The organism is Liquorilactobacillus satsumensis (assembly GCF_964065465.1).
Taxonomy (GTDB): domain Bacteria; phylum Bacillota; class Bacilli; order Lactobacillales; family Lactobacillaceae; genus Liquorilactobacillus; species Liquorilactobacillus satsumensis.
On sequence record NZ_OZ061606.1, the window covers coordinates 1,356,469 to 1,371,959 of the forward strand.

Genomic DNA, 15,491 nt, shown 5'->3' on the forward strand with positions numbered 1-15,491 from the left:
TAAATTGTAGCCTAAAAATTGACCGTATCCGGATCAGCCGCGTAGCCAACAATCCCATCAAGTTGATCAATGGTAGTCATATCCTGTTCTGAGAGGGTAAAATCAAACAGCTTAGTATTTTCCTCAATGCGTTCTTCATGAATTGATTTCGGAAGCGGAAGAAAATGATGCTGCAAAGACCATCGCAGACAGATTTGAGCAACAGTCCGCTTGTTCTTTTTTGCGAGTGCTTGGAGGGTCTTATCTGAGAATATTTCACCAGTGCCTAATGGACTATAAGCTTCAAGCAGGATTTGGTTTTGTTGACAATATGAGATTGTTTCTGTGTCCAAATCACCCGGGCAAATTCTAATCTGATTAACCATTGGAACGACTGTTTGAGTCTCTTTTAGAATTTCAAAATGTCGCTTACGAAAATTTGAGACACCGATTGCCCTTATTTTTCCAGCACGATAAGCATCTTCAAGCGCACGCCAAGTTTCCTGTAAACGTTTCTCCCAATTATCCGTGCGGAAAGGTTTAGGATTCGGCCAATGAATCAGGAAAAGATCAAGTGTTGATAATTGGAGATCTTTGAGTGATTGCTCAATTGCAGCGGTTGCAGCCTGATAGTCGTGTGCACCATTATTAAGTTTACTTGTAATAAAGAGTGAGTGGCGGGAAATGCCGCTTTCCTTGACTGCTGCACCAACACTTTGCTCATTGCCGTACATTTCGGCGGTATCAATATGACGGTAGCCAGATGAAAGAGCTGATTTAACAGCTACTTTTGCAACTGCACCAGCGGGCGTTTGCCATGTTCCAAAACCAACAACAGGGATTTTTACGCCGTTATTCAAGGTGTAAGTATCAATTAAACTGTTCATCCAAAAACCTCGCTTCAAGTAGTTTATGATTCTCAGATTCATTTTACTACACTGAACTGAGAATTGTTAATTTCAGCGGTGCAATGTTCAAAATAGCGTTGCTGAGCTTTTTTCGCAAATGCTTTCAAAAACCGGCAAAATGGCTTGAATAAGGGATAATCACTATACTCTGAATATAAATTAAATGCTATAATACAAAGGAAACATTTTTTGGGCAAATTCAAAGGGGGAATGAAAATGACAAGGTTCAGTGATAAAACGATTGCTGCAGCAATTGCCACAGGCCTTGAAACCCTTGGAGTATCGCGAGAAAATGTCCAAATAGCGGTGATTCAAAAACATAAACGAGGCTTTTTAGGAATTGGACGTAAACTTGCGATCGTAGACTTGACAGTGAACCCACAATTGCTTGAACAAAAAAAGAAACCGGCTAAAGACCGAGTCAAGCTGTCAAAAGAAACCCCACAGCTTAAACAAGATCCACCTCAAGTTATGCTAAAACAGGCTAAAAAACAGCAGGTGCGGGATGCAGTGATTGCAGCACAATATTATTTAATTGATATCATAGAGAAAATGGGAGTAGCAGTAACGGTCCAAGTCGATTATACTAACAAAGAAGCGAAATATGTGTTAATTACTACGCAAGAAGGTCGGTTGATCGGTAAACGCGGCCGCACGCTAAATGCTTTACAGGTTTTAGTGCAGAATTATTTAGAAAAAAAAGGTGCAGCGCGAGTGAGTGTTGTTTTAGACGTTGGCAACTACAGAAAAAGACGGCGGCAGACACTCGAACGGCTTGCCGAAAATGTAGCGCTTGAAGCCATTGTTGAGCATAAAAAAATTGCATTGGATGCGATGCCGGCTTTTGAAAGAAAAATAGTGCACACTAAGTTGGCACATAATGAAAAAATTGTTACGTATTCAAGAGGTAAAGAGCCACAGCGGTATGTTGTGGTTGATGCAGAAAATAAACAAAGAAAATTTTAGGAAAGTAGGAGTGTATCATGGGATTAGAACATCGGCCTGATAAATTAGAAGATGAGCTGTGTTTTGCGATTTATACTTCACAAAAAATATATAACAAATTTTATGCGATGGCATTAAAGGAATACAAACTAACTTATCCGCAGTATATTACGTTGTTGACCCTATGGGAGAATGAAGAACCCATGATGATCAAACAAATTGGAGCGCGGCTGAACTTGGATAACGGGACCTTGACACCCTTGTTAAAGAGAATGGAAAAAGATGGCTGGATTGAACGGAAACATGGGGAAGAAGATGCCCGACGTGTGTATATCTGTTTAACACATAAGGCAAAAAGCAAGAAATATGAGATCAAAGATAAATTAACATCTTGTTTCGCGGCAGTTGATATGACGCCTGAAGAATACAAAAAAGATGTGGCCTTAATTAAAAGCATTGGCAAAAGAATTGGCGTTGAAGATGATTAACCAGGTTTGAAGACTGGTTTGGGGATTTGTTCCATGGTAATTCGGATACTTATAAAATAAAACTATGAGAGTGTGACATAAGTCGAAAAAATTTGAGTGCTAACTCGAAATTACGAACATAGCGAGTACTTTGCGATGAGTAATTCGAAGTTAGACGGAGAATTTTGACTTATGGAACACATTTATTCGGAATAAAAGAGGGGCTGTAACAAAAGTTAACTTTTGTCACAGCCCCATAGTTTTTGACTCTTTTTTAGTGGATGTGGTTGAACAGCAAGAGGTGCAATTTACTTTTTTAAAACAAAAGACGTGATACTAGAGGAACGACTGCATCCACAACAACACCGATTACAACCACCGCAATTGCAGCCATTGAGCCCTGGACAGAACCGAGTTTTAGCGCAAAGGCAGAACCGATGGTATGACCGGAAGTTCCCAACCCTAGACCAGTTCCGATTGGATCAGAGTTTAAATGGAAGAACCGAACTAACCAGTCACCTAAGGCATAGATAATAACTGCGTTTAGAATGCAGGCCATTGCGGTGATTGCTGAATTCCCCCCAATTGCACTTGAAATTGGTAAGGCGATTGCAGTGGTGGCAGCTTGAGGTAACATTGAAGCAATTCCAGTTTGGCTGAGACCCAGCAGCTTGGAGATCAAGACGATTGCAAATAATGAGAGCGTGGTGCCTACCAGGAGGCCGGCTAAAATCTCTTTCCAGTATTTTTTAATAACATCGTTTCTTTTATATAGTGGAATAGCGAAGGCAATGGTGGCAGGATTTAAGAACCAAAAAATGAGATCACCGCCGGGTTTATACGCCTGTGTGTAAAATTGAGTGACGTTTTGCTGAAAGAATTTTGCTAGTAAAACGAGTAGTGTGATTCCTAAAACCATTGCTACGAACAGCGGTTGGAAGATAAAAAGACCATGCGATTTTTTGAAGAGCCACTGACCGCAAAGATAGACCAGTAGGGATAGGCAGATGCCAAAAAATGGAGTTGTTAATAATGACATGCTACTCCTCTCCTTTCACGTGGATGTGATGTTTAATTGCAAGCGGTTGGTGGACGAATTTGTGTTTTTCAAGATGTGCTTTCCTTAACCAGATAAAGGTACGTGTTGTGTATGCGGTTACAACCAATAGAATAATGGTTGAGAAAATAATAACTAAAATTAATTGGAGGCCTGCTGTACGCATTACATCAAGGCTCGCGGTTAAGGAAATTCCAGAGGGAACAAAGAGAAAGCCGATAATACTGATTAAGAAGGCTCCTAGCGAGTCTACCCATTCAAGTTTAAGCAGGTGAGCTGATAAGAGTACGTACAATAAAATCATCCCAATTACAGGCGCTGGAACCGGAAAAGATTTGGGAAACAAGCCGGAAATTAAGTTTGAGACAAACAGGATAGTGGTGTAAATGCCCATCTGAACGAGCAAAGGAGCTGCGGCTGCACCTTTCTTTTGTTCCACGTGTGTTTTGTTCATTTTGTTGACCTTCTTTCTTAGACTTTGTTCTTGATGAATTAAGAATAGTACAATCAAAATGAAAAAAGCCGTCTTTTGCGGTTAATTGCAAAAAACGGGGGGTGAATGTTTAAAATCAGCGGGTCAAAAATCAAATTACATATTAAGTCGTGTCTTGAGAACTTTAAGATAGGAACGACCAACCGGAATTCTTTGATTATTAGTCATGATTAAGATGAAGGTGTGGTTGAACCAGGGCTGCAGTTCACGGATATTGTCAATGTTCACGATTGCACTGCGATGCACTTGAATAAAATGTTGAGCAGCAAGATGTGAACGGAGCCAAACTAATGTTTCATGTGAAACGTATTTTTTGCCATCCAATGTAAAAATTGTCAATTCGCCATTTTCAACGGTTGCTGCTAGGATTTCACGGGTTTTGATAACAACTGTCCGCTCGTCATTTGTCAGTGTAATAAATTGGTTATCTTTTTGCGGTGCAGGTGAGGACGGAGGGCCCTGGGGTAACCGAGTCGAGAGCGCCAGCTTTGCTTTTTGGAGTGCTTGATTGATGCGTTCCTGATCGAAAGGTTTTAAGACATAGTCGATAGCATTAATATCAAAAGCCTGAACGGCATATTTGTCGTAGGCAGTCGCAAAGATTACTAGTGGCGGTGTGTTTAATTGATGCAGTTCTTTTGCAAGTGTAAAACCGTTTTCTTCATTTAAAGAAATATCGAGGAACACGAGATCAATGTGGTGCGCAAAAAGAAGTGCCAAGGCCTCTTTAACGCCTTCAGCTTTAAAAACTGTATTTACGGTAATATTTTGTTGCAGCAGATAAGCAAGTTCATCACGTGCCAGCGGTTCGTCATCAACGAGCAGGACATTCATACAGCTTCCTCCAGTTTTCAATAAAAAAATATTTTTCACTGTAATTATAGTCTACTTGCTAATTAATTTGAAATTTGGAAATGAAATTGGAACAGCTGCTACTTACTAAATTACTAAGCAGTGTGAATGGCACTTGAACTTTGTTTAAATAGCGTCGCGTTTACTTTAAAAATAGTTCTGTTTTCTTATTACTGCGAATTAATGCGTAGATATGTTTTCCTTGGGTATCATTAACTTCACCTAAGTCGATTTCATAGCCGCCAGGAACAAAAGTAAAATTCTGCAGTCTTTCTTTGACGAAACCGAAAACCGCTTTTCCAAGTTTGTGATGTTCATTTGTTTTTTGAACTGCAGCACTTAGTGTGTAACCTTCTTTTAAAAAGGACTGAATCATTGCGATTTTGAGAAACATAAAGTGACTATATTTTCGGTGCTGACCTTCGTCAGAGCTATTTTCAGGGTGAATATAGCCGCGTTCTTCCCAGTAACGCAACTTTCTTTGCGAAACACCAGTGGCTTTTGAAATATCACCAATTCCGAAGAGGAAATGTTCGTTTTTTATTATATCCTTGAAACGGGTAACATACGCAGCATTGTTTTTGTCTCCCATTGAACGTTCTCCTTTGTCAATTATCATAACGTTAATTGTAACCTTTATAACATCTTTGTCAAATTATTTGACAATTAAAAAAGATGAGTATATTATTTGTCACGTTGAACTATTAGTTCACATACTTATTTTAGAATGTTAGGGAGAGAAGACAACTTGGGAAAAGCAATTGATGAGAATGGTAAAGCGTACAACAGAACGCTATTGGTCGCACTTTTACTAATAGGTTCATTTTGTACCGTTTTAAATCAGACAATTTTAACAACAGCATTTCCAACTTTGATGAAAAGTTTTGATATTAATACCTCAACTGTCCAGTGGCTCACATCGGGATTTATGATGGTAAGTGGCGTAATGATCCCGATCAGTGCCTGGCTGACAGTACGTGTGAACTCTAAGGCATTATATGAAGGCGCAATGGTCGTCTTTTTACTGGGAACAATCACGTGCTACATCGCACCTAGTTTTTCTGTCTTATTGACGGGTCGTTTAATTCAGGCACTTGGGGTAGGGGTTACCATGCCGTTGCTACAGACAATGATGTTAACGATTTTTCCGGCAAATAAACGCGGAGCTGCTATGGGAATGGCAGGCCTTGTAATTGGGGTTGCACCTGCAATTGGACCCACACTTTCAGGTTGGGTAATTGACAATTACCATTGGCGGACTCTATTCGGGATGTTGATTCCGTTTGCTGCTTTGGTGGTAATTGCGGGCTTTTGGTTAATGAAGGACGTCTTACCCACGCAAAAGGTTAAACTTGATTGGCTTTCAGCGTTACTTTCGACAATCGGTTTTGGAAGCCTGTTATACGGTTTTTCTGAAGTTGGTGAAAAAGGTTGGGGTAGCAGCATTGTAATCCTCTCAATTATTGCGGGTGTAATTTTTGTTGTCCTGTTCGGTATCCGACAGTTGCGTTTAGAAAAACCATTTTTGGACCTGCGGGTTCTTAAAAATCCAGAATTTTCAGTAGCAGCACTTTTAAGTTCGGTGCTAATGATGGCAATGATCGGTGTTGAGATGGTGCTGCCGCTTTATTTGCAGACTGTTCGCGGAGAAAGTGCATTTCATTCAGGTCTCACTCTTTTACCAGGGGCTTTAATGATGGGTGTAATCAGCCCGATTGCAGGACGTGTTTTTGACAGGATTGGAGCAAGACGAATCGCAATTACCGGTTTATTTTTATTAACTGCTGGAACGATTCCGTTTGCGTTCATTACTAGAGAGACACCATTTGTTTATCTAGTTACGTTGTATGCTCTTAGAATGGCTGGAATTGCAATGTCGATGATGACCGTGACGACTTCAGGGATGAACTCCTTGCCGCTTAAGATGATGAGTAATGGAACGGCCGTTAATAATACAATTCGACAGGTAGCGGCATCGGTTGGAACGGCAGTCTTGGTCAGCATTTTAACAAATGTTACTAAAAATGATATGCCTGGTAAGGCCATGTTGCACTCCGATCCTTTGGCATATAAGAATGCAGCTTTTCAAGCGACACTCGGTGGGTATCATGCCGCCTTTTGGGTAGCAATTGGTTTTAGTTTGGTCGGTTTAATTGTCGCCTTCTTTGTTAGTGGACGGACTCCTGGTGAAATGATGCAAAAAAGCACGGAGAATGTCGGAGGTGAACAAGCATGATTATTATTTGTTTATTGATAGCAGCAATTTTGCTTTTTACGGTCATGATAACGATTGATAAAGTGGGGTTACGCACAATCCTGAGCTTTATTTGCGTCGCGGTGATTCTCGTGTCAATGTTTTTCATGGTTAAGAACGACCGTGAGCATTTTGGGATGCATCAGGTTTCTACAGTAAAAACAAGCAAACTATATTCTGCAGCCTCGTCGTCACAGCTTAAGATGTTGCTTTATCAACAAGTCGGTACATCCGGTAAAGAAAAAGTCTATATTTATAAAACCAGTGCGGCACAAAAGAAGGTTACGACGACTAATCCGGATCCGCGCAATACTCATAGCAAAGTAGTTAAAGTTTCCGGCACAGCGGAAGTGGTCACAAAGACAACGCGTTGGGAATACAAGAATAGTTTTTATAGTTTCTGGTTTGGAATCTCAGGAAATGGGCATCAGCTGGTGCGACATTATAAGACCTTTAGGATTAATAACGCGTGGCTTGTACTAAGTACAACGCAAGCCAAGAAGCTGGCACAACTTGTTAAGCAGAACCAAAGCAAGATGAAAGAAGCCGGTAAAACGTTTGTTACAGCACAGGTCAAGCTGGCACTCACAGCGGCTTTAACGAAAAATCCAACAATGTCGCAAGCACAGCAACAAGCGTTGACTAAAAAGGTTGCCGCCCAAGCACAGGCGCAGTTTCAACAACAGGCGTTGGCGAAGCTGATTGCAGAAGTTAAAAAATAAGCATTGATTTACTGCTCGGTAAGAAAAATACAGCAAAAAATTTGAAGTTACTTAAAGCTAGAAAATTGGTCAAGATAGATGTACATTTTGACACAGTTTCCTAGCTTTTTTGCTTGCATTCTCATAGTGAGAAATGTACCAGATCACCATATATTCCAACGTGAAGATTTAAAATGCTGCTGCACGGTAACAAGTGCTTATGTTGGTCTAATAATTTTTTGAGGAGTAACATAAAAGTCGTAGACTGCTTAAAAAAGCTGATAAAAATGTCAACGCTGAGATTTTGAATAATTAAGCTAGTATTTTAACAGGATTGAGCAGATTAGAAGAGGTGAAAAAAGCAATTTCTGTGACAAGCAGTATGCTTTTTTTTAAAATCAGAGTAATGGAGCTGTATGAAAAATATGAATAAAAATACACATAACAGCCGCCTAATGATGAAACTCTTTACTTATATAATTGCTTTAGGCGGATTTTTATTTGGATATGATACCGGTGTTATTAATGGGGCTTTGGCATTTATGAGTCTTAAAGACCAATTGAATTTGAATGCTGGGACTCAAGGGATTGTGTCCAGTGCGTTGGTTCTTGGGGGTGTCCTAGGAGCAATTAGTAGCGGACGAATAGCGGATCGAATCGGGCGCAGAGCTTTATTGCGCTGGATTGCCATCTTATTTACTGCTGCGACAATCGTTTGTGCGTGGGCACCTGGGATTGGGATCCTGATTTGCGGGCGTTTTGTCCTTGGGATAGCAGTCGGGGCTGTTTCAGGATTATCGCCCATGTATCTTTCCGAAATCTCAACCCCTGAAAAAATTGATCGGAACGTTAATCGAAACGCAATTGCAATTGTTCTTGGACAGCTAGTGGCATTCACTGTAAATGCGTTTCTAGGAAATATCTGGGGCGACTGGCATGCGATTTGGCGTGTCATGATGTTAATGGCAGCATTGCCTGCGATTCTAATGTGGGTGGGCTCATATCAAATTCCAGACAGTCCTAAATGGCAGCTGCTGCACGGTAAAGAAACGGGTGCAAAGACTAGTTTCGAAAAACTGGGTTTCTCATCGGATTTAATGCAAGAAAATGTGGCGGTAGTTCAAAAGGGATTACAGGAGAACAAGGTTAAAAAAAATGTCCCTTTGCGACGAATTCTGCGCAATAAACCGTTGCTGTTTGTTTTTATCGCTGGGATCAGCATCGCGCTGATTCAACAAATCTCCGGGGTAAATACCGTGATGTATTACGGGACGGTTGTTTTGGAAGATGTTGGCTTATCAAGAGGTTCTTCGCTTTATGGAAACATCTTGATTGGGAGTGTTTCTTTTTTAGCAAGTATCGTAGGCACACGCTTAATTGCAACACATAATCATCGGAATATCTTATTAGTTGGAATTTTTGGGAATGTTGTTTTTCTAGGGATACTGTCTTTGATTTTACAGTTGCATTTGCTACCAACAGCATGGTTGAATGTTGCTGTACTAATCTTTTTAACTTTATTTTTGGCAAGTCACCAAGGAATTGTCAGTCCGGCAACTTGGCTGATGATGTCGGAAATCTTTCCGTTGCCCGTTAAGGCACGTTTCATGGCGTTCGCCACAGCAACTACGTGGTTGACAAATTTTGTGATTAGCTTGATCTATCCTACGTTAATTGCAATGTTCGGTTCAGCGCTGACCTTTATGATCTTTTCATTGACCAATGTTTTCAGTATTTTTCTAACGCTGTTCTTAATAAAGCCAGCCAAGATTCAAGCTGCAAAGCACGCACCGATTAAATAACCCTAAGGAGTGTTGATGATGGCAGATTTTTTTGTTAAAACGAGTGCACCAGTGAGTGAATTACCGCAAAATGATCGTCCTAAAATGTTTCTGTTTGGGACACCGAGCTACACAAATATGGGGGACCAAGCCGTTTCGTTAGCGATTAGAAAATATTTTGAACTTGAATTTCCGCAGTATCAATTTATTGAAATCATGGACTACGACACCCACGCTGGAATTAAAGCGGTTAAAGAAATTATTAACGCCCGTGATATTGTGGGTTACACTGGTGGCGGCAATCTGGGCAGTTTGTACACTGACATTGAGGAAGGTCGTCGGGAAGTCTTTAAGACATTTACACATAATCTGACAATTTCTTTTCCCCAGTCAATTCATTTTGAAAAAAATGACTACGGAGAAAAAGAGTTAAAACTTAGTCAAGCAGCTTATGCAAGTAATCCTAACCTAGTGTTATTTGCCCGTGATGCGCAGAGTTTTCGCCGAATGCAAAAGGCATTTGACAATCATGTCCGCTTCACCCCTGACATGGTCCTTTTTCTTGAACCACGAATTCTTAAGCTCAAACGGCAAGGAGCGCTCTTTGTGCTCCGCCATGATGGTGAAAAAGTGCTGACTGAATCCTTTATTACGACGTTAAAGGACGTGTTGGCAAAGGAAGGACCGGTAGAGCGGACCGATACAGTTTTAGAAAATCCAGCTAAAATAACACCAGTCACACGGGAACGACTTTTTGAAGAAATTCTTGAAAAAATTGCTAGTCAAGAAGTTATTGTTTCTGATCGTTTTCATGCAATGGTTTTTTCGGTGCTGACGCAAACCCCATGTCTTTTATTTGGCAATAGTTATGGCAAAGGAAAGCATGCTTATTACGACTGGCTGGAAAATGTCAAATGGATCCAGTATACTGATGAAACAGATTTGGGAAGAATTACCACTCAAATTGATGATCTTAAAAAAGCACCAGTTCACGACTTTGAGTTGCGGGCAAACTTTAAAGATCTGGACCGTTTATTGCAGGCACATACTGCTAAATTCAACTAGTAGGATATTAGTTTGACAGCGTACAACTGTTATTTTGAGCTGCGGCAACTAGAGTATGAGGTGGTCATATTTTAACGAAAGGAACGCCTTGGAAAGTTATTCTCAATTTTGCATGGCCGATTTTACTGAGTGGGCTTTTGCAACAACTTTATAATCTGGCTGATTTGATGATTGTAGGGCAACTATTAGGGGCGCAATCAGTTGCGGCAATTGGCAGCACAAGCAGTCTAGTAGGCTTTGTTTTGGGCTTTTCACAAGGAATTACAACTGGAATGGGGCTGATCATTGCGCGGCTGTTTGGTGCACGCGCTTTTAAAGATGTCAAACGCCAGTTTAGTATTAGTTGTCTGATCTGTGGAGTCATCGCCATGATATTAATGGTTTTAAGTCTGGTTTATGTCAAGCAGGTACTGCTGCTTTTGGGGACTCCGCTGGCAATTTTTAATGATGCCCGCGACTACATTTTAATGATTTTTGCAGGCATTCCAATTTCAATGGCCTTTAATCTGTGCGCTAATATGCTGCGTGCGGTAGGAAATAGTCGGACACCGTTAGTTTTCCTAGCGATTGCAGTGGTGATTAACATTGTCTTGAACTTTGTCTTTATCTTAGCGTTTGGAATGGGAACAATGGGTTCGGCGTTAGCAACTGTAATCTCGCAATTTGCAGCTGCAGTATTGTGTGGAATTCACATGTTGAAAAATGAGATGATGTTTCGCTTTAAAATGCCAACTAAGCTTAAATTTAAGGAACTAGCAGCGCAGTTAACTGTTGGGATTCCAATGGGGATGCAGTTTTCAATCATCGCAATTGGTGCTTTACTTGTACAACGTGCACTGAATGGATTGGGCACGACCGCAATTGCTTCTTCTTCCGTTGCTGCAAAGGTAGACCAGGTTGCAATGTTGCCGCTGTCTGCTCTGGGAGCAGCCTTAGGGACATATATCGCTCAAAACTATGGCAGTTTGCAGTATAAGCGGATTTTAATAGGTATTAAGCAAACAAGCTGGATATCATTAGGAATTGGCTTATTTTTAGCAGTTACGATTATTGGTTTCAGTGATTTGTTGACATACCTGTTTGTTCCGAGACCATCAGCGGGCTTGTTGCAGCTGAATCGTTTGTACTTTAGAGTCGTAACGCCATGGTATCTTTTGTTATCAGTACTTTTTATTTTACGGTTTACACTGCAGGGACTTAACTATAATTTGCTGCCCATGATTGCGGGTGTCGTCGAATTAATCATGCGCATGATCGCTGCCTTGCTTTTTGTCAATTATTGGGGTTATCTGGGAATCTGCCTGGCTGAACCATTAGCGTGGGGCGGCGGATTATGCACCCTATTACTGTGGTTCCCGACAGCAATCAGGCAGATTAAACGATTAGTGAGGATCGAAGAACCAGGCAGCGCGGGATAAAAGATTCAAGAATAGCTGTGTGTTGAGATTAAGAAGGCTGCGGCAAAAGTTTTTTACCACGGCCTTTTTTAGTATAAGCTGTTAAGCAGCTGAGACGAGGAGCGGATAAGCGTTTAGTAACAAGCGTAAATTTTCACAAATTATTGTAAATTAAACAATCTCTTGTTGCCTGTATGTCAGTTTTCTCCTATACTCGAAAGTGAAACTGCAAGTCTAAAGTTAACCAAACGTGGTAAACATGTTCACGGAACACGACATGTTGCGGAGGTTGGCGGAAAAATTGGGTTCTTTTGGGGAGAATTCCCGACGTGCTGGTTTCAAGTTAAATTAAGACCTGAGTTTTGACACAATTCTAATAAATTAAAGGGAATATGATGATGAATTTTTTTAAGTTCAAGCAAAAAAAGGGACTGTCTTTAGTAGCACTATTATTTATAGTAATACTTGTCGCCGGAGGGTTAATTTGGAGAACAGTTAAGCAACAGCAAACTGCGACGCGGCAGCGAATAGAAAGGCAAAGGGCTGCAGCTCAGGCAAGTTCTGCAGCGCAGCAGGAGTCCTCTAAAAAGACTCCCATGGTGAAAACCGAACCAACAATTGTTAAAAGCGCGGCCTTAGACAACTATTTTACCAAAAATGGTTTCATTGGAAGTGTTTTAATCGTCAAAAATAATCAGATTGTCTTGGAAAAAGGTTATGGGTATGCGAATGCAGCCCAAAAACGCAGTAATACACCTAGTTCAGTATTTTTAATCGGTTCAACGGAGAAAGCGTTAGTGGCGACGTCTATTCTCCAGCTTAAAGAACAAGGAAAGCTTAATCTTGATGATCCGATTGGTAAGTATTATGCAAATTTTCCAAATGGTCAAAAAATTAAGCTACGCAATCTGTTAACACATACCTCGGGGTTGAGAGGGCGTGCTGAAACTTTTGCTGAAAAGACACCAGCAGAACTGCTGCAAGAAATCAGCAATAATGGGATTAATACACAACCAGGGCAGTGGCACTACATGGATGATAACTACGTAGTGCTTGCTAATTTGGTTGAAAAGCTTTCAGGGCAGTCTTTGAGAGAGTACCTGCAACGGCACATTTTTCGGCCCAGCGGTCTGCAGCATACTGGTTTTGCCGATGAGAACTTTTTCAAACGCTCAGATGCAGCCAACGGATATTTGAAGCAACATTACTTGACTGATACACAAACAGAAAGATTGCCAGCATTTTCTCAGCTTTATGGGGTCGGCGACATTTACATGGATCCAGGCGACATGTATCGATTTGACCAAGCACTTACTAGCGGAAAGCTGATTTCAAAAGAAGATTTGCAGACAATGTGGACCCCAGGAAGTAGTTCTAAATATGGAATGGGATTTTACAATGATCCTGGATTAATTATTAATCGCGGGTATCTTTCTGGATTCAGTATTTCGAATGGCTTTTCCCATGATAAGAAGAACTTTATTGTGCTCTTTTCAAATGTCAAAGATAGTAATCTTTCTTTGGGGCTTTTGAATGGGCACATCTTAGCACTTTTAAATGCAGCTTAAAAAAGGAGAATTTTTTTGAAAATCGGTTTTTATTCACCATCTACTCCAATTACCAAATTAGCGCCGCTTAGGTTCCAACGGGCTAAAAGGTTTTTAACAGCTAAGGGAGTCAGTCTTGTGGCAGGGAGTTTAACCGGAAAGGGTGATTTTTACCGTTCGGGTTCTATTGCACAACGAGCAGCTGAACTCAATCAGTTAATCCATAATGATGAACTGGATGTTATTATGGCAACAATCGGAGGGACTAATAGCAATTCACTTCTGCCATACATTGATTATGAGTATTTGGAAGAACATCCAAAAACTTTCGTGGGGTATTCTGACGCCACTGCGATCTTATTGGCGATTAAGACTAAGGCACCAAGTTGTCGTGTGCTATATGGTCCGGCACTGGTCGCTTCATTTGGCGAATGGCCGCCGGATGTTGAACAGACTTGGAACTACTTTGTTCAGGTTATGAATACTCCCAAAGGGGGAGCTGTCACAATCAAGGCTCCACAGTTTTGGACGGATGAACGTGCGAACTGGGAAAGCTTCGAACATCAGAAGGCAAAAAGGGTGAACACTTGGGAGTACAATACCCCCTGTTTAACGGGTACGCTGTTAGGCGGAAACTTGAACACAATTTACGGGATTTTGGCTTCACCCTATTTTCCGCAATTGAAGACCGATACAATCCTATTGATTGAAGACGCAGAAAAAGATGCCGCAACTGTTGAAAAAAATTTTGCGATGTTGAAAAATGCGGGAATTTTTGAGCGGATCAAAGGTGTGCTGCTCGGAAAACATGCTTTGTTTGACGACCAAGGAACACAGCGACAGCCGTTTGATATTTTGCGAGAAGTTATTAATGAACCTGTGCCAGTGATTGCTGCGTATGACAGTTGCCACACGATTCCCATGATTACCACTCCGCTGGGTGCAGCGGTTCGAATTAATGCAGTTGAGATGACAATCACATTTTCACATTTTTAACTGTGTTTTCGAGTAAGTCGAACTGATAAAAATATACATAGCTTAATTTATAACTAGCGGTACTCAAAACAGGTGCTGATAAAAGTGGAAGTTTTTCCTTTTTTGTCAGCACCTGTTTTTTGCGTATGCGCTACAACTGCTAATGGTTAGGTTGAAAAACGTTTAGAAGTGCAAATACAGGGCTAGTAAGCAATATAATCATCCAATTTTTGTGCATTGGTGATAATAATCCTGCGTTTGTTATCGGAACTGTTGCCGAATTCAATAATTCCTTCGTCTTTTAATCTCCGCATCATGCGGCTGACACTTGTATGGTTGGCAATGCCGCAAAAACCTGCAATGTCTTCATTAGTAACATAAAAATCGATTAGAATTTGTGAGCTATCAGGTAAGGGTTTACCGAACTTCAATGACATATCGCGCAAAAAGTTTGCAAGTGCTCCAAGCTTTCCATTCATTGTTAGGCGTTGTAAGCGGGAGAAATTTTCAGATAAACGGTGACGATAGTATTGTTTAACGTAGTTTTGTAATTCTGGATTCGAGTTAACATACTGCCAAAATTTAACGCGATTGATCTGATAAAATGCGGCGGTTTCAGATTCAATCCGCACATTGAACGGTTGCTCGTCGTACTGAAGAGCCTCGTCATGCAGCAGTGAAATTACATCGGGCTGATTGATGTATGAGATGTTGAATTCACGCCCGTCTTGTAAGATAACCGAGGTTTTAATAATTCCTTCTTTGAGGATGAAAACACTCGCTGCTTTTAAACCATGAAATGTTAGGTAGGTGTGACATTTTTTGGTGATTGTTGGGATGTGTTTGCTTTTTAAAAAATGAACTAGGTAATCAATATCTTTGTTAGGCAACTATTTTCCTCTCTTCTACTCTTTTTCTTTTATAATATCTTAGTCATAAATAGCATATCCTTGTATTAACATTTGTCAATGTTTAATGATATCATTCTTGGCTGACTAACTTTAATAGTACTGATTGTCAATGAAAGGATTTTTCAACAGTATATCATTTTTCAATGTAAGCAAAAAAGA

At 40.6% G+C, this 15,491-nt stretch carries 15 protein-coding genes; 9 read left to right on the plus strand and 6 right to left on the minus strand.

Annotated features, from left to right (window positions below; all coding sequences use genetic code 11):
* Nucleotides 1–11: 11 nt before the first annotated feature.
* Nucleotides 12–866, minus strand: a complete 855-nt coding sequence (locus AB3Y88_RS06245; RefSeq protein ID WP_228888202.1) for an aldo/keto reductase — start codon at nt 864–866, stop codon at nt 12–14.
* 237 nt (nt 867–1,103) lie between these two features.
* On the opposite strand from AB3Y88_RS06245, the gene jag reads away from it, so the two are divergent.
* Nucleotides 1,104–1,853: an RNA-binding cell elongation regulator Jag/EloR gene (jag, locus tag AB3Y88_RS06250; RefSeq protein WP_228888200.1), complete on the plus strand. Its 750-nt coding sequence runs from the start codon at nt 1,104–1,106 to the stop codon at nt 1,851–1,853.
* A 17-nt stretch (nt 1,854–1,870) separates the two neighbouring features.
* On the plus strand, nt 1,871–2,320 hold the full coding sequence (locus AB3Y88_RS06255; protein WP_056962010.1) for a MarR family winged helix-turn-helix transcriptional regulator: 450 nt from the start codon (nt 1,871–1,873) through the stop codon (nt 2,318–2,320).
* A 295-nt stretch (nt 2,321–2,615) separates the two neighbouring features.
* On the opposite strand, the gene lrgB is transcribed toward AB3Y88_RS06255, so the two are convergent.
* From lrgB to AB3Y88_RS06275, 4 genes are all read right to left on the minus strand, one after another.
* Nucleotides 2,616–3,338, minus strand: coding sequence for an antiholin-like protein LrgB (lrgB, locus tag AB3Y88_RS06260; RefSeq protein WP_228888197.1), 723 nt, complete (start codon nt 3,336–3,338; stop codon nt 2,616–2,618).
* 1 nt (nt 3,339) lies between these two features.
* Nucleotides 3,340–3,810 (minus strand): CidA/LrgA family protein, encoded by a 471-nt coding sequence (locus AB3Y88_RS06265; RefSeq protein ID WP_228888194.1) that lies wholly within the window; start codon nt 3,808–3,810, stop codon nt 3,340–3,342.
* 135 nt (nt 3,811–3,945) lie between these two features.
* Complete coding sequence (locus tag AB3Y88_RS06270; protein ID WP_054757298.1) at nt 3,946–4,683, minus strand: LytTR family DNA-binding domain-containing protein; 738 nt, start codon at nt 4,681–4,683, stop codon at nt 3,946–3,948.
* Between the two features lie 160 nt (nt 4,684–4,843).
* Nucleotides 4,844–5,293: a MerR family transcriptional regulator gene (locus AB3Y88_RS06275; protein WP_054757296.1), complete on the minus strand. Its 450-nt coding sequence runs from the start codon at nt 5,291–5,293 to the stop codon at nt 4,844–4,846.
* Nucleotides 5,294–5,449: 156 nt separating this feature from the next.
* Here AB3Y88_RS06275 and AB3Y88_RS06280 point away from each other — a divergent pair, with 156 nt between their 5' ends.
* The 7 genes from AB3Y88_RS06280 to AB3Y88_RS06310 all read left to right on the plus strand — a co-directional run bounded on the left by AB3Y88_RS06280 (nt 5,450) and on the right by AB3Y88_RS06310 (nt 14,442).
* Nucleotides 5,450–6,937, plus strand: a complete 1,488-nt coding sequence (locus tag AB3Y88_RS06280; RefSeq protein WP_056962012.1) for an MDR family MFS transporter — start codon at nt 5,450–5,452, stop codon at nt 6,935–6,937.
* Entirely contained in the window at nt 6,934–7,677 is a 744-nt protein-coding gene (locus tag AB3Y88_RS06285) for a DUF4811 domain-containing protein (RefSeq protein ID WP_228888192.1), read from the plus strand. The genes AB3Y88_RS06280 and AB3Y88_RS06285 overlap by 4 nt, the downstream gene beginning before the upstream one ends.
* Before the next feature lie 404 nt (nt 7,678–8,081).
* Complete coding sequence (locus AB3Y88_RS06290) at nt 8,082–9,458, plus strand: sugar porter family MFS transporter (protein ID WP_228888189.1); 1,377 nt, start codon at nt 8,082–8,084, stop codon at nt 9,456–9,458.
* Nucleotides 9,459–9,476: 18 nt separating this feature from the next.
* Nucleotides 9,477–10,502, plus strand: a complete 1,026-nt coding sequence (locus AB3Y88_RS06295) for a polysaccharide pyruvyl transferase family protein (RefSeq protein ID WP_228888187.1) — start codon at nt 9,477–9,479, stop codon at nt 10,500–10,502.
* Nucleotides 10,503–10,627: 125 nt separating this feature from the next.
* Nucleotides 10,628–11,920 carry an MATE family efflux transporter gene (locus AB3Y88_RS06300; protein ID WP_261907853.1) on the plus strand — a complete coding sequence of 431 codons (1,293 nt, stop codon included), beginning with the start codon at nt 10,628–10,630 and terminating at the stop codon, nt 11,918–11,920.
* Nucleotides 11,921–12,297: 377 nt separating this feature from the next.
* Nucleotides 12,298–13,467 carry a serine hydrolase gene (locus AB3Y88_RS06305; RefSeq protein WP_228888172.1) on the plus strand — a complete coding sequence of 390 codons (1,170 nt, stop codon included), beginning with the start codon at nt 12,298–12,300 and terminating at the stop codon, nt 13,465–13,467.
* Nucleotides 13,468–13,482: 15 nt separating this feature from the next.
* Complete coding sequence (locus AB3Y88_RS06310; RefSeq protein ID WP_228888170.1) at nt 13,483–14,442, plus strand: S66 peptidase family protein; 960 nt, start codon at nt 13,483–13,485, stop codon at nt 14,440–14,442.
* A 182-nt stretch (nt 14,443–14,624) separates the two neighbouring features.
* On the opposite strand, the gene AB3Y88_RS06315 is transcribed toward AB3Y88_RS06310, so the two are convergent.
* A complete protein-coding gene (locus AB3Y88_RS06315) occupies nt 14,625–15,311 on the minus strand; it encodes a Crp/Fnr family transcriptional regulator (RefSeq protein WP_228888166.1) in 687 nt (228 codons plus the stop codon).
* Between the last annotated feature and the right edge of the window lie 180 nt (nt 15,312–15,491).

What these genes read in the sequence shown, in the direction of transcription:
- jag (WP_228888200.1), top strand. Translation starts at nt 1,104, where the DNA reads ATGACAAGGTTCAGTGATAAAACGATTGCTGCAGCAATTGCCACAGGC.
- AB3Y88_RS06275 (WP_054757296.1), bottom strand. Translation starts at nt 5,293, where the DNA reads ATGGGAGACAAAAACAATGCTGCGTATGTTACCCGTTTCAAGGATATA.
- AB3Y88_RS06270 (WP_054757298.1), bottom strand. Translation starts at nt 4,683, where the DNA reads ATGAATGTCCTGCTCGTTGATGACGAACCGCTGGCACGTGATGAACTT.
- AB3Y88_RS06255 (WP_056962010.1), top strand. Translation starts at nt 1,871, where the DNA reads ATGGGATTAGAACATCGGCCTGATAAATTAGAAGATGAGCTGTGTTTT.
- AB3Y88_RS06245 (WP_228888202.1), bottom strand. Translation starts at nt 866, where the DNA reads ATGAACAGTTTAATTGATACTTACACCTTGAATAACGGCGTAAAAATC.
- lrgB (WP_228888197.1), bottom strand. Translation starts at nt 3,338, where the DNA reads ATGTCATTATTAACAACTCCATTTTTTGGCATCTGCCTATCCCTACTG.
- AB3Y88_RS06295 (WP_228888187.1), top strand. Translation starts at nt 9,477, where the DNA reads ATGGCAGATTTTTTTGTTAAAACGAGTGCACCAGTGAGTGAATTACCG.
- AB3Y88_RS06305 (WP_228888172.1), top strand. Translation starts at nt 12,298, where the DNA reads ATGAATTTTTTTAAGTTCAAGCAAAAAAAGGGACTGTCTTTAGTAGCA.
- AB3Y88_RS06290 (WP_228888189.1), top strand. Translation starts at nt 8,082, where the DNA reads ATGAATAAAAATACACATAACAGCCGCCTAATGATGAAACTCTTTACT.
- AB3Y88_RS06265 (WP_228888194.1), bottom strand. Translation starts at nt 3,810, where the DNA reads ATGAACAAAACACACGTGGAACAAAAGAAAGGTGCAGCCGCAGCTCCT.
- AB3Y88_RS06285 (WP_228888192.1), top strand. Translation starts at nt 6,934, where the DNA reads ATGATTATTATTTGTTTATTGATAGCAGCAATTTTGCTTTTTACGGTC.